Source organism: Xanthobacter sp. AM11 (genome assembly GCF_047444035.1).
Lineage (GTDB): Bacteria > Pseudomonadota > Alphaproteobacteria > Rhizobiales > Xanthobacteraceae > Xanthobacter.
Window position 1 is genome coordinate 4021950 of record NZ_JBLAOA010000001.1, and the last position, 12129, is coordinate 4034078.

Below are 12129 nucleotides of genomic sequence, written 5' to 3' on the forward strand. Positions count from 1 at the left end.
CCGGCGGCGGGGTCTTTTCCGTCTTGAGGGGTCTCAGGCCTTGCGCCAATCGGCGAAGGTGTGGCCGGACCGGACAAGCCGGACCAGCAGTTCCGCGGGCTCGTCCCCGGCGCCGCCGGCCGCGTGGGCCGCTTCCACTTCCTTCAGAATCTCCGGCAGGCCCATTTCCCCCGCGGCGAACATGGGGCCGCCCTTCAGGCGCGGGAAGCCGTAGCCATTGACGAAGGCGAGGTCGATGTCGGACGCCCTGAGCGCAATGCCCTCGGCCAGCACCTTCGCCCCCGCGTTGGCCATCACGGCCAGCAGCCGGCGCTGGATCTCCTGCGCCGTGAAGGCGCGCGGGCGGATGCCCTTCTGCGTGCGGGCGGCGGCGATCACCTCCTCCACCAGCGGATCGGCGGCGGCCTTGCCTGCCGCATCATAGGCATACCAGCCGGCGGAGGACTTGCGGCCGAGCCGGCCCAGCTCCACCAGCCGGTCGGCGATGGCGACATATCGCTCCCGGGGATCGCGCGTGGCCGTCCGGCGCTTGCGCATGGCGTAGGCGATGTCCAGCCCGGACATGTCGGACACCGCGAAGATGCCCATGGCGAAGCCGTAGGCCTGCAGCGCCGCATCCACCTCCAGCGGGCTCGCCCCGTCCGCCACCAGATATTCGGCGTGGCGGCGATAGACCGCATAAATGCGGTTGCCGATGAAACCGTCGCAATTGCCGGCGACGATGGGCTGCTTGCCCATCTTCCTGCCCAGCGCGAGCGCGGTGGCGAGCACGTCCGGCGCCGTGGCCTGCGCCCGCACCACCTCCAGCAGCTTCATCACATTGGCCGGGGCGAAGAAATGCAGGCCCACCACATCATGCGGCCGGTTGGTGGCGGCGGCGATGGCGTCGAGGTCGAGATAGGAGGTGTTGGTGGCCAGCACCGCGCCGGGCCGGGCGATGGCATCGAGACGGCGGAAGATGTCGGTCTTCACCGCCAGATCCTCGAAGGCGGCCTCCACCACCAGATCGACGCCGGCGATGAACCCCCAGTCGTCGGTGGGGGTGACGCGGGCAAGGCGCGCGTCGCCTTCGGCCGGTGTGAGCCGCCCGCCCGTCACCTGCCGCTCATAGATGGCGCGCACGCGGCCAAGGCCGGCTTCGGCCGCTTCCGCGTCCCGCTCCACCAGGGTCACCCTGAGGCCGGCATCGGCAAGAGCCACGGCGATGCCGGCGCCCATGGTGCCGGCGCCGATGACGGCCGCGCTGGTGATCGGCCGCGCCGCCACCCCCTCCAGCCCCGGCACCTTGCCCGCCTTCCGCTCGGCGAAGAACAGGTGGCGCAGGGCGTTGGCCTCGGCGCTCTCGCGCAGGACGAGAAATGCGGCACGCTCGGCGGCGAGGCCGGCGGCGAAGTCGCCGTTCCGCGTGCCCGTGATCACGCGGATGGCCGAGGCGATGGCCGGCGCCCCCTTCGCCCCCTTCAGCGCGCGGGTGACCGCGGCCGCCTCTGCCGTGGCGTCACCGTCGGGCACGGGGCACGCGGACAGGCGGCGCTTGCCCTCCTTCGGCGCGCGGGCGATGGCGGCGGCGAGGAGATCGCCCTCCACCACGGCGTCCAGCAGGCCGAGGGCCAGGGCGTCCTGCGCCTTCACCACCCGGCCCTCGCAGACGAGGGAGATGGCCTGCGCCACCCCCACCAGGCGGGCCATCCGCTGGGTGCCGCCCGCGCCGGGAATGATGCCGAGCCGCGTCTCGGTGAGGCCCACCAGCGCCTTCGGCCCGCCGAGCCTGAAATCGCAGGCCAGCGCCACCTCGCAGCCACCACCCAGCGCCGCCCCGTCGATGGCCGCGACCACCGGCTTGGTGCAGGAATCGATGGCCGCCACCACCTCCGGCAGGATGGGTTCGCTCGGCGGCAGCGCCATTTCGCGAATGTCGGCCCCGGCAATGAAGCGCCCCGGCCCGCCGCTGAGGACGATGGCGGCGACGGCGGGGTCGGCCTCCAGTGTCGCCATTGCATCGAGCAGGCCCTGCCGCACGGCCCTCGACAGCGCGTTCACCGGCGGATGGTCGATGGCGACCACTGCCACCACGCCATGCCGCGCAATACGGACGGGAGAAGTCACGGCATCCATGGCTCAGGCCCCCTTGATGCGGGCGCCAATGCCCGGACGACACAGGCCGCCGACCGCGGCGCGGGGCGCCCGCACAAGGTCGCAGATGAAGGCGTGCGCCATGATCTTCTCCGGTAGATCGGGAGGGGGCGACGGTGCCGGACCCTTCAGCAAGTGCCCAGCTACGGTTGCCCGGCGGCAGTCGGCCACGCACCTGCGCCGGCGGCGAGAAGCACGGGCCATGCGTTGACAATACGGTCCTTGACGCTAAAGATCAATCGATCGGTCTTTTAATTTGAGAGGCTCGGCGGAGCCGGAAAGGCAACCCATGCCCACATCTCCTGCCGGCGCAGCGCCCCCGGCCGCGCCGCTCCTGCTGTCCCGGCACGACGGCTGGATGGAGGTGACGCTCAACCGGCCGGAACGGCTGAACGCCCTGGATGCCACCCTCCATGGCGAACTTTCGGCCGCGCTCGATGCCGCCGCCGAAGACGACTGCCGCGCCGTCCTCATCACCGGCGCCGGCCGCGGCTTCTGCGCCGGCCAGGATCTGTCCGCCCGCGTCTTCGGCGACCAGCCGCCGGACCTCGGCGCCAGCCTCCAAGCCCATTACAACCCGCTCGTCCGGCGCATCCGCGCCTTGCGCAAGCCGGTCGTCTGCGCCGTGAACGGGATTGCCGCGGGGGCCGGCGCGAACATTGCCCTTGCGTGCGACATCGTGCTGGCGGCACGCTCGGCGAAATTCATCCAGTCGTTCGCGAAGATCGGCCTCATTCCCGATTCCGGCGGCACCTTCCTCCTGCCCCGCCTCGTCGGCGACGCCCGCGCCCGCGGCATGGCGATGCTGGCCACGCCGGTGAGCGCGCAGACGGCGCATGAGTGGGGCCTCATCTGGGAGGTGGTGGACGACGCGGAGCTGATGAACACCGCCCGCGCCATGACGGCCCACCTTTCAACCCAGCCCACCCAGGGCCTTGCGCTGACCAAGGCGGCGCTCAACGCGTCCGCGGGCAACAGCCTGGATGTCCAGCTGGATCTGGAACGGGACCTGCAACGCGCGGCCGGTCGGACACCGGATTATCGCGAAGGCGTCCGCGCCTTCATGGAGAAGCGCCCGGCCCGTTTCACCGGACAGGGCGCGTGATGCGGTCTCCCGCCCGTCAAGCAGCACCAGCTTGTTTCACCATGCCACGAACGGCGCGCGGAGCACAGTTGTCCTCGATCTTGACGGCCACCTGTAGTCGAGGACCGATGAAGGCCCTATAAGCGCGGCCTCGATCTACGCGAGGCGGGACATGGGCGGCGGGAACGACCTGGAGCTGGTGCTGGCGGTGGCACGGCGTCACGTCAGATGCTTTGCCGGCGCAACGATCGCCGACCTTCGGATCGCGGCGCGTGAGCCGGCAGCGACCAGCCTCGCGCGGCTGATCGACGGACGGCGCGTGCTGCTCCATTCGGTAGAAGACGGCGCGTCGCCGGACGCCGTTTTTCGCGCCATCGTCCAGTCCCTGGCCGACGCGGCCGGAGCGCTCTTCCCCCGCTGGTACGACCGGCGGCCCGGCCTGGCGAGCACGGATAGGGACGCCGCAGGCACCGGCCTGCCGGCCGGTGATGCTGCCGTGTGCGGGGCATCGCCCACATGGCTCCGGCGCGCCGAGGCCCGTGTTCAGGCCGGGCAAAGTCCGCTCCCCAAAGGGTTCGCAGCCATCGAGACGGCGCGCCAATTGGGGCTGGTGCTGGCCCCCGAAGGGCTGACGCTGGTGCTCGCCGTCGGGTCCCATCCCTCCGGCGCCCTCGCGCCCCTTGCCCATCTCGCGCCCTGGCTCGCAGACAGTTGCGACTGGGCCGTGGGCATCCTGTTTGCCGACCATGTGCCAGACGACCCGGCCTTCGACCGGATTCGCCACGGCCTCGTCCGCTTCGGCGCCGCGGCCGCGCCGAGCGGGGACGACACCCCCGCGCCGGTGCAGCCCGGCGGCGAACCGACTGTGCCGGGCCACACCGGGCCGGGTCCTTCAGGCTGGCTCTGGCCGGTCGCCGGCCAGCCCCATCCCCTCAGCCCGGCGGAGCAGAGGCTGGCCCGGCTTCTTGCCGGCGACGAAGCCCTCAACGCCCTGTTCACCTTCAACGTGCCGGTGCGCACGCGAGCCGGCTCGACCTATCTCGTGGATCTTCTGTGGGCCGAGGGGCGCCTCGTCATCGAGGTGGATGGTTATGGCCCCCATTCGAGCCGCACGGCCTTCGCGCGGGACCGCCACCGCGATTACGAGCTCAGCGCATCGCGCTACCGTGTCCTCAGACTGACACATGACGAAATTATGAGACGGGACACGCCAGCGTTGTCCAAGATCCACACGCTCGTCGCCCTCGCCGGGCGGGGGATGGCGCAAGCCGGGGGAGCCGATGACCTATAATCCGACGCCTGTGGAGATCACCCGCATCTATGCGCTTCTCGGCCGGGCCGGCAGCGCCCTGCAGCGGGATCTGAAGCCGGCAATGGACAGGCCCGTGCGTGAGGCGCTGGTCGCGGCCGGTTTTCTCACGGCGCGCAAGGACAAGGCGGCCAACAACGCCCTCCGCTTGGAGCTGACCGAGGCGGGGTGGAACTGGGCGAGAAAAAACCTCGGCGCCCCCAGCTCTCTCCCTGGCGGCGCCGGCGTCATCCTGCACGACTGGATGGCTGCCCTGGCCCGCTACATGGCGGCCAGCGGCGTCCCCCTGATCGACATCCTGTGCCCCCGCCCGGCTACGGACCCGCAACCGGAGCCGCCGCCCCCCGCCGCTCCCCTCGGCTTCGAACAGGTGTATGCGGCCGCCTTCGCCCTCGGCGGCGGGCAGGCGCATGTGCGCGTGCGCCTCAAGGACCTGCGCCGCGCGCTGCCCGATGCCAGCCGGGAGCAGCTCGATGGCGTGCTGCGACAGGCGGCGGATGAGGGTCGCATCGTCCTTTATCCCCTCGACGACCCGCGCGGCCGATCGGCCGAGGACGACGCCGCCAGCATCAGCCTCGGCGGCATGCCGGCCCATATCCTCTATCTGAATTGAAGGGCACCGCGCATGCCCAGGCTTGAAACCATGACCCGCCCGACCCTCCTTGATGCGCTGGCGCAGGCCGATTTCGGCTGGATCGACCTTGCGTCCTCCGTCTGGGAGGACAGTGCGCGCGACGTGCCGCAGCTGCACCGCGACGTGCTGGGCCGGCTGGAAGCCGAGCTTGCGCGGCTGGACCGGCCGCCCGGCGGCTTCATGCCGGGCCGCGTGGTGCTGGGCGCGGCGGGCTCGGGCAAGACTCACCTGCTCGGCGCGCTGCGCCGGGCCACCTGGGAACGCGACGGCTATTTCATCCTCATCGACCTCACCGGCGTACGCGAATTTCCGATGACCGCCGTGCTCGGCTTCCTGCGCGCCCTGGAACACCGCCTGCCGGACGACACGGCGCAGCACGAGAAGCTGCTGGAGCGCCTCGCCAACCGCTTCATCGGCCCGGCCGCCGGCGACATCGTGCGCGACATCCGCCGCTCGCACGACAGCGAGTCCATCCGCGTCCTGCAAGCGGGGCTGGAGCGCGGATTGGCCGAGCAATACCGCACCGACCTTCTCGACCATGCCGACGTGCTGCGTGCGCTGGTGCAGTTCAGCGTCGGCCGGTTCACCGAAGCGGACATCGCCTACAACTGGCTCCAGGGCGCCGATATCCCGCAGGCGGTGAGCGAACTGGGCCTGCGCACCGCCAGCCATGCGCCGGAGAAGATCGTCGCCGGCCTCGGCTGGCTCATGAGCCTGACCGGGCCGTGCGTGGTGGGCATCGACCAGCTGGATGCCATCGTCGGCGCCTATCACACGCTGGCACAGGGCAGCGCCGACGATGACGACGTCAGGCGCGCCAAGGCCATCATTGCCGGCGTGGGCGCGGGCCTGATGGATCTGGTGCGCTATTCCCGGCGCGCGCTGGTGACGGTCTGCTGCCTGGAAGAGAGCTGGGCGCACCTGAAGGCCAATGTCCTCGCCACGGTGATCCAGAGCTTCGATCCGGCGCCTCTGGTGCTGCCAGGCGTTCCCGCTGGCGACGCCGCGCGCTTGCTGATCGCCCAGCGCCTTGCCCCCGCTTACGTCCGCGCCGGCCTCGTGCCCCGCTACCCCACATTTCCGTTTCTGCCCCAAGCCTTTGAGCAGGTGGGCAGCGTCACCCCGCGCTGGCTTCTCATGCAGTGCGATGCCCATGTGGGGCAATGCCTGAACAAGGGCGAGGTGACCGAACTTCCCGGCTTCGGCGGCGGAACGACCCCGCCGCCTCCGCCCCCACCCTCCGACATCCTCGATGCCGAGTTCAACCGCGAGAAGACCGCGGCGAATGTGGCCGCCCTGCGCTTTGCCGAGGATGTGGACGAAGCACCCATGCGCCGCCTGCTGGTCGCGCTGGGACGCCTCTTCGCCTTGCAGAATGGCGGCGGAAGCGACGTGGATATCCGGGTGGACAGCGCCTTCGATCCGCGCCGGCCGGCGCTGCATCTGCGGGTGGAGCACGTGCACCGCACCGAGGGCGACCGGGAAGAGGTGTTCGCCTTTCGCTTCCTGCCGCAGCTCAACGCCATCGCCTTCCAGGGCCGGCTGACCGCCGCCATGACCCAGTCCGGCATCGACCGGCAGCTGAAATTCCGCCATCTGGTGCTCTTGCGCGCCAGCCCCCCGCCGAGCGGCAGGCGCACCACCGAGCTGGTGAAGCAGCTGCAGGACAAGGGCGGCCGTCTCCTCACCCCCACCGAGGACGACCTGCGGGTGCTCTGGGCGCTGGCGGCCATGGAGGCGCGCAAGCCGGAGGGCTTCGCCCGCTGGCTCGCCGCGCGCCGCCCCCTCGACCGTCTCGCCATCGCCGCGGAAGCCGGAGCCGACTGGCCGCGCCTCGCCGCCCCGCCACCGCTGCCCCCCTCAGGCGGCGTAACCGCCCCGCCCCCCGAGCCTGAGCAGAAGCCGGGAGCCGGCGGAACGCCTGATCCCACCCCCCTGCCCCCACCCACCCCCCCGCCGGGCAGCACCACCGCCACGCCTGCCGACAGCATCCCCGTGGGCCGCGGCGTGGGCTCCGGCGATGAGGTGTCGCTTCCCCTCGCCCTGCTGAAGAAGCACGTGGCCATCATTGCCGGCGCCGGCTCGGGCAAGACGGTGCTGCTGCGGCGCATCATCGAGGAGGCGGCGCGGCGCGGCGTGCCCGCCATCGTGGTGGACAGCAACAACGACCTTGCCCTGCTGGGCGAGCGCTGGCCGCCCGGTGGCCCCGTCCTCGCCACCGCGGACCTCGCCGCTGCCGAGGATTATTTCGACCGCGCGGAGGTGGTGGTGTGGACGCCGGGCATCAGCCGCGGCAATCCCCTCACCCTCGCGCCCCTGCCGGATTTCGCGGCGCTGCGCGACGACGAGACGGAGCTTGAAGGCGCCGTGGAGCTCGCCTGCGCCACCCTTGAGCCCCATGTGGCGGCGGGCCGTGGACGGACCGACCAACTGCGCCAGGGGCTGCTGCGCAGCGCCATGCGCGCCTTCGCGCACCGCAGCACCGGCGGCCTCGAAGCCTTCATCGACCTGCTCGCCGAGCTGCCCGACGACGCTGCAGCCGGCATCAGCGGCGCCGATAAGCACGCCACGGCCATGGCCGACAGCCTGCGGGCCGCGATTGCGCGCAATCCCCTCATGGCGTCCGGCGGCACGCCCCTTGATCCCCTCCAGCTCATCACCGCGCAGGCGCCCGGCAAGGTGCGGGTGTCGGTGGTCAACCTTTCGGGCCTTGGAAGCCTCGACGCCCAGCAGGGCTTCGTGAACCGGCTGGCCTTGAGCCTGTTCACCTTCGTGCGCCGCAACCCGCCCCGGCCCGGCATCGCGCTGCAGGCGCTGCTCGCCATCGACGAGGCCCACCAGTTCGCGCCCGCCAACAAGGCGACACCCTCGCGCGAAAGCCTGATCAGCCTTACCAAGCAGGCGCGCAAATATGGCTTGGGCCTCGTGTTCGCGACGCAGATGCCGAAGGATCTGCACCACGGCATCACCAACAATTGTTCCACCCAGATCTTCGGCAAGGCGAGTTCGCCCGCGGCCCTTGACACCATCGAAGAGCTGATGCGCGACCGCGGGCGCAGCGCGAGCGACATCGCCCGGCTGGCCACGGGAACCTTCTATGTCTGCGCCGACACGGCGCGGCCCGAGAAGGTGACGGCGCCCCTGTGCCTGAGCCACCACGCCGCATCGCCGCCCGACGCCCGGCGCATCCTGGAGCTGGCCACCGGCACCCCGCCCCCCCAGGCGCCTACCGGGGGCGAGGCCTGAGCCTTCACCCCTTCCCCCGGCGCCGGGGGAAGGGGCCTGACCATTCAGGACCCAAATGCAAGCCGGCCACGGGCTGGCGCACGTGAGCCGGGGAGGCCTCAAGCCCTCACTCCACCGCCAGCCGCTCGGCCAGTTCCGTCACGTCGTCCCAACTCAGGTGATGGCCGCCATTGGCCGTTTCCACGTCAAGGCCGACAGGCGTGACGGCGGCAGAGAACTCGCCGTCACTGCCGACCGGGCTCAGATAGAGGGAATCGGTGCGCCGGAAGTCATAGGCCACGGCGGTGAAGGCGCGCGACAGGGTCCGGCCCTCTTCCAGGGTCAGGTCGAAATAGACCTGCTCGCTCAACATCATCCGCAGCATTTCGCCGAGCATCCGATGCGGCACGCGCTTGACGAGGGGATAGCTCATATGTCGCTCGATCTGGGTTCGCAACAGCCTGGCGGCCTTCAGGCGCCGGGCTGTTGCGAGTGCATGGCGGGGCCGGCTCTGTTCGTTAAGTTGGAGGGCGATCTTCCCCTCTAAACAGCGCGCACCTCCTCCGGCTTTGCGATGAATTCCAGCTGGTCCGCCTGGTCGAAATCCGCCATCGGCACCTCGAACACGAAGCGGTTTGCGTACCAGAAATTGGCATAGGGCAGGAACAGGCTGCTCGACGACAGGCTGGCCAGGCGCTGCGCGCCCGCAAGCAGCGCCACTTCGAAGCCCACCCCGTTTGCGGGTGCCGCCGTATTGTCGCCGAACACCTCGAACTGGACGAACACCCTGGCGGACGGGACCCCGGCCTCGATGGTCTGGACGCCGATGACGCGCAGATCCTGGAAGCGGCGACCGATCGCGCCATCCTGCAGAAGTTGCAGGAACTCGTGCACGCGGCCCTTCTTGACCACGGTGGTGTCGCCCAATGGCACGCCCAGATCGGCCAGTCCGGCAGGCTTCGCGGGTGTGAATGTCGCGACGGTGCGGGTTTCCTGCAATGCGGGCAAAGTCAGCTCCTTGTCGGTCCAACGTCGGAAACCCGACCAAAGGGCCGGGTGTGAACCCCAGCAGGCATATTGCGCGCCAGATGGGTCCGGCGGGCGTGGCCATGGGTGGCGACGATGACCAGAGTGGCGCGAACCTCCGATGCTGCGATAAGAAGGGCTGGCCCGCCGCGCGGCAACGGCGGCCCGGAACGCTGCTCAGGACTGCTTCATCCCGTGTTGCCCGAATACCATATCCTGATCGTGGACGATGATGTCGAGCTGCGGCGTCTGGCCGGCAAGTTCCTGCGGGAGAACGGACTGAAAGTCTCCTCCGCGCAGGATGCCCGGGAAATGCGCGAGGCGCTGGCGGCCGAGACGGTGGATCTCGTCATCCTCGACATCATGCTGCCGGGCACCACCGGGCTTGATCTGTGCCGCGAGCTGCGCCGGGGATCGGACATTCCCATCATCATGCTCACGGCCCGCGGCAGCGATGTGGACCGCATCGTCGGCCTGGAGGTGGGCGCCGACGATTATCTGGCCAAGCCGTTCAACCCGCGCGAGCTGCTCGCCCGCATCCATGCGGTGCTCCGCCGGGTGCGCAGCACCGGGACAGGGGCGCGGACGGGCGGGCCTCTGCTGCGCTTCTCCGGCTGGGTCCTGGACACGCGCCGGCGCGAGCTCACCAACCCGGACGGCGCGGTGGTGGACCTCTCCACCGGCGAATACGACCTGCTCCTCACCTTCCTGGAGCACCCGCAAAGGGTACTGACCCGCGATCAGCTGCTGGATTCAGCCAAGAACCGCACCGCCACCGGCTTCGACCGTGCCATCGACATCCAGGTGAGCCGCCTGCGCAAGAAGATCGAAAGACCTGACGGACCCGAAATGGTGAAGACGGTACGCGGCGCCGGCTATTTCTTTTCCCCCGACGTGGAGCGCGCATGATCCGCCGCCTGGACAGCCTGGCGGCGCGCACGGCGGTGGTGGCCGTGGTGGGCATCGTCGCCGTCCACCTCGTCAGCCTGTGGACCTACCAGCACGCCATCGAGCGCGAACGCCATGCGGCCCACACGGCCCGGCTCGCCGAGCAGGTGGTGGCGGTGAAACGGACGCTCGCTCTGGTGCCGCCGGCCGGGCGCGAGGGCGTGGCGCACGATCTCTCCGGCGGCGCCGTCGATGCCCATTGGAGCCCCGACCCGATCGCCACGCCCAGCCGCCCCCTGCGACCGGCCGACCAGGGCCTTGCGGACGAGGTGCGCGCCCTGGCGCCCGAACTCACCGCCGAAGACGTGGTGATCAGCATCGGCGCAGACCCGCACCTCGCCCTGGCCTCCCTGCGCCTGCCGGACGGCAGCTGGGCCAATGTGCGCCTGTTCGCTTCGCCCCCGCAGGTGGATGACGGCCATGGCTCGGTCCTCTCCACCAGCCTGATGGCGTTCGGCGTCCTTCTCATCTCGCTGGCCATCGCCGCCTGGCTCACCCGGCCGCTACGGGCCATGGCGGCGGCCGTGGCCCGGCCCGAGGCCCCGTTCGCGCCCCTGCCGGAGGAGGGGCCGCGGGAGGTGCGAGAGCTCGCCCATGCCTTCAACGGACTGCAGGCGCGCATCGCCGACCTCATCGGCCGGCGCACCCAGGCGCTGGCGGCGGTCTCGCACGATCTGCGCACGCCCATGACCCGCCTCAGGTTCCGGGCGGAGGATGTGGCCGACGCCTCCCTCCGGGAAGCGCTCGTGGCCGACATCTCCGAGATGGAGCAGATGGTGGATGCGACGCTCTCCTACCTGCGCGGCACGGCGGAGGACGAGCCCCTGCGGCCCATCGACCTCGTTCCGCTGCTGGAAACCATCGTGAACGATGCCCGCGACCGCGGGCACGACGCCAGCCTCGACGCGCCCGCCAGCCTTGTCGTCACCGGGCGCCTCATCGCCCTGAAGCGCGCGGTCACCAACCTTGTGGAAAATGCCCTCGCCTATGGCGGCTGCGCCCGATTGCGGCTCACGGCGGACGACGGCACGGCGGTGCTCGCCATCCAGGACGCGGGGCCCGGCATCCCCCAGGACCAGCTCGAAGCGGTGCTGGAACCGTTCGTGCGCCTGGACTCCTCGCGCAGCCGCGCCACCGGTGGCGTCGGCCTCGGCCTCACCATCGCCCAGGCGGCGGTGCGCGGCCATGGCGGCACCCTGGTGCTCGCGAACCAGCCGGAGGGCGGGCTCACGGTGACGGTCCGCCTGCCCAGGGGCGGGCCTGAAACAAACTGATACGCAAGCGATACGCAGCGTGACGGCCCGCGCGCTATCTGCCGTCCGTACGGATGGTCGAACGGACGGGTCGAAGCATAATGCGGCGGTTGGTGCACAGCCTGAGAGGCCCCTTGTGCGCTCTCCTTGCAGGCCCGCTCCTGGCCGCAGGTGCCCTGGCCCACGAGGGACACGATCACGGCGCGCCGCCGCCCGTCGCCATGGGGAGCCTTGCCCCGCGCGCCGAGGCGGCATCGGCCCGGTTCGAACTGGTGGCGGTGCTGCGCGACGGCGAGCTGCGCATTCACCTCGACCGCTTCGCCGACAACATGCCGGTGGAGGGCGCCACCATCGAGCTGGACACGCCCGGCGGCACGCTGACGGCCGCGGAACGGGAAGCGGGCACCTATGGGGTGCCGGCCGCCACCCTGGCCGAGCCCGGCACCCATGAGCTCGCCTTTGCGGTGACGGCGGGCGACGGGGTGGACATTCTCGCCGCCACATTGATCGTCCCGCC

Annotated in this window: 9 protein-coding genes; 6 read left to right on the plus strand and 3 right to left on the minus strand. The window is 70.7% G+C overall.

Features of this window, described 5'->3' with window-relative positions:
* Positions 1-33 precede the first annotated feature (33 nt).
* Positions 34-2115 carry an FAD-dependent oxidoreductase gene (locus ACI7BZ_RS18435; protein ID WP_414118593.1) on the minus strand — a complete coding sequence of 694 codons (2082 nt, stop codon included), beginning with the start codon at positions 2113-2115 and terminating at the stop codon, positions 34-36.
* A 307-nt stretch (positions 2116-2422) separates the two neighbouring features.
* Between ACI7BZ_RS18435 and paaG the strand changes: the two genes are divergently transcribed.
* The 4 genes from paaG (at position 2423) to ACI7BZ_RS18455 (ending at position 8406) form a co-directional block, all read left to right on the plus strand.
* The gene (paaG, locus tag ACI7BZ_RS18440) at positions 2423-3238 is read left to right on the plus strand and encodes a 2-(1,2-epoxy-1,2-dihydrophenyl)acetyl-CoA isomerase PaaG (RefSeq protein WP_414118594.1); all 816 of its coding nucleotides are present in this window, start codon (positions 2423-2425) and stop codon (positions 3236-3238) included.
* A gap of 151 nt (positions 3239-3389) precedes the next feature.
* Positions 3390-4508: an endonuclease domain-containing protein gene (locus ACI7BZ_RS18445; protein ID WP_414118595.1), complete on the plus strand. Its 1119-nt coding sequence runs from the start codon at positions 3390-3392 to the stop codon at positions 4506-4508.
* 10 nt (positions 4509-4518) lie between these two features.
* Positions 4519-5139 (plus strand): hypothetical protein, encoded by a 621-nt coding sequence (locus tag ACI7BZ_RS18450; protein ID WP_414118596.1) that lies wholly within the window; start codon positions 4519-4521, stop codon positions 5137-5139.
* A gap of 12 nt (positions 5140-5151) precedes the next feature.
* Positions 5152-8406 carry a helicase HerA domain-containing protein gene (locus tag ACI7BZ_RS18455; RefSeq protein WP_414118597.1) on the plus strand — a complete coding sequence of 1085 codons (3255 nt, stop codon included), beginning with the start codon at positions 5152-5154 and terminating at the stop codon, positions 8404-8406.
* Between the two features lie 106 nt (positions 8407-8512).
* Here ACI7BZ_RS18455 and ACI7BZ_RS18460 read toward each other — a convergent pair whose 3' ends face one another.
* Both ACI7BZ_RS18460 and ACI7BZ_RS18465 read right to left on the minus strand, forming a co-directional pair.
* Positions 8513-8818: a hypothetical protein gene (locus ACI7BZ_RS18460; protein WP_414118598.1), complete on the minus strand. Its 306-nt coding sequence runs from the start codon at positions 8816-8818 to the stop codon at positions 8513-8515.
* A 110-nt stretch (positions 8819-8928) separates the two neighbouring features.
* Positions 8929-9393 (minus strand): hypothetical protein, encoded by a 465-nt coding sequence (locus ACI7BZ_RS18465; protein WP_414118599.1) that lies wholly within the window; start codon positions 9391-9393, stop codon positions 8929-8931.
* Positions 9394-9606: 213 nt separating this feature from the next.
* Between ACI7BZ_RS18465 and ACI7BZ_RS18470 the strand changes: the two genes are divergently transcribed.
* Positions 9607-10320, plus strand: coding sequence for a response regulator (locus tag ACI7BZ_RS18470; RefSeq protein ID WP_414118600.1), 714 nt, complete (start codon positions 9607-9609; stop codon positions 10318-10320).
* Positions 10317-11633, plus strand: a complete 1317-nt coding sequence (locus ACI7BZ_RS18475) for an ATP-binding protein (RefSeq protein ID WP_414118601.1) — start codon at positions 10317-10319, stop codon at positions 11631-11633. The genes ACI7BZ_RS18470 and ACI7BZ_RS18475 overlap by 4 nt, the downstream gene beginning before the upstream one ends.
* The last annotated feature ends 496 nt before the right edge of the window (positions 11634-12129 follow it).

What these genes read in the sequence shown, in the direction of transcription:
- paaG (WP_414118594.1), top strand. Translation starts at nt 2,423, where the DNA reads ATGCCCACATCTCCTGCCGGCGCAGCGCCCCCGGCCGCGCCGCTCCTG.
- ACI7BZ_RS18445 (WP_414118595.1), top strand. Translation starts at nt 3,390, where the DNA reads ATGGGCGGCGGGAACGACCTGGAGCTGGTGCTGGCGGTGGCACGGCGT.
- ACI7BZ_RS18475 (WP_414118601.1), top strand. Translation starts at nt 10,317, where the DNA reads ATGATCCGCCGCCTGGACAGCCTGGCGGCGCGCACGGCGGTGGTGGCC.
- ACI7BZ_RS18455 (WP_414118597.1), top strand. Translation starts at nt 5,152, where the DNA reads ATGCCCAGGCTTGAAACCATGACCCGCCCGACCCTCCTTGATGCGCTG.
- ACI7BZ_RS18460 (WP_414118598.1), bottom strand. Translation starts at nt 8,818, where the DNA reads ATGAGCTATCCCCTCGTCAAGCGCGTGCCGCATCGGATGCTCGGCGAA.
- ACI7BZ_RS18435 (WP_414118593.1), bottom strand. Translation starts at nt 2,115, where the DNA reads ATGGATGCCGTGACTTCTCCCGTCCGTATTGCGCGGCATGGCGTGGTG.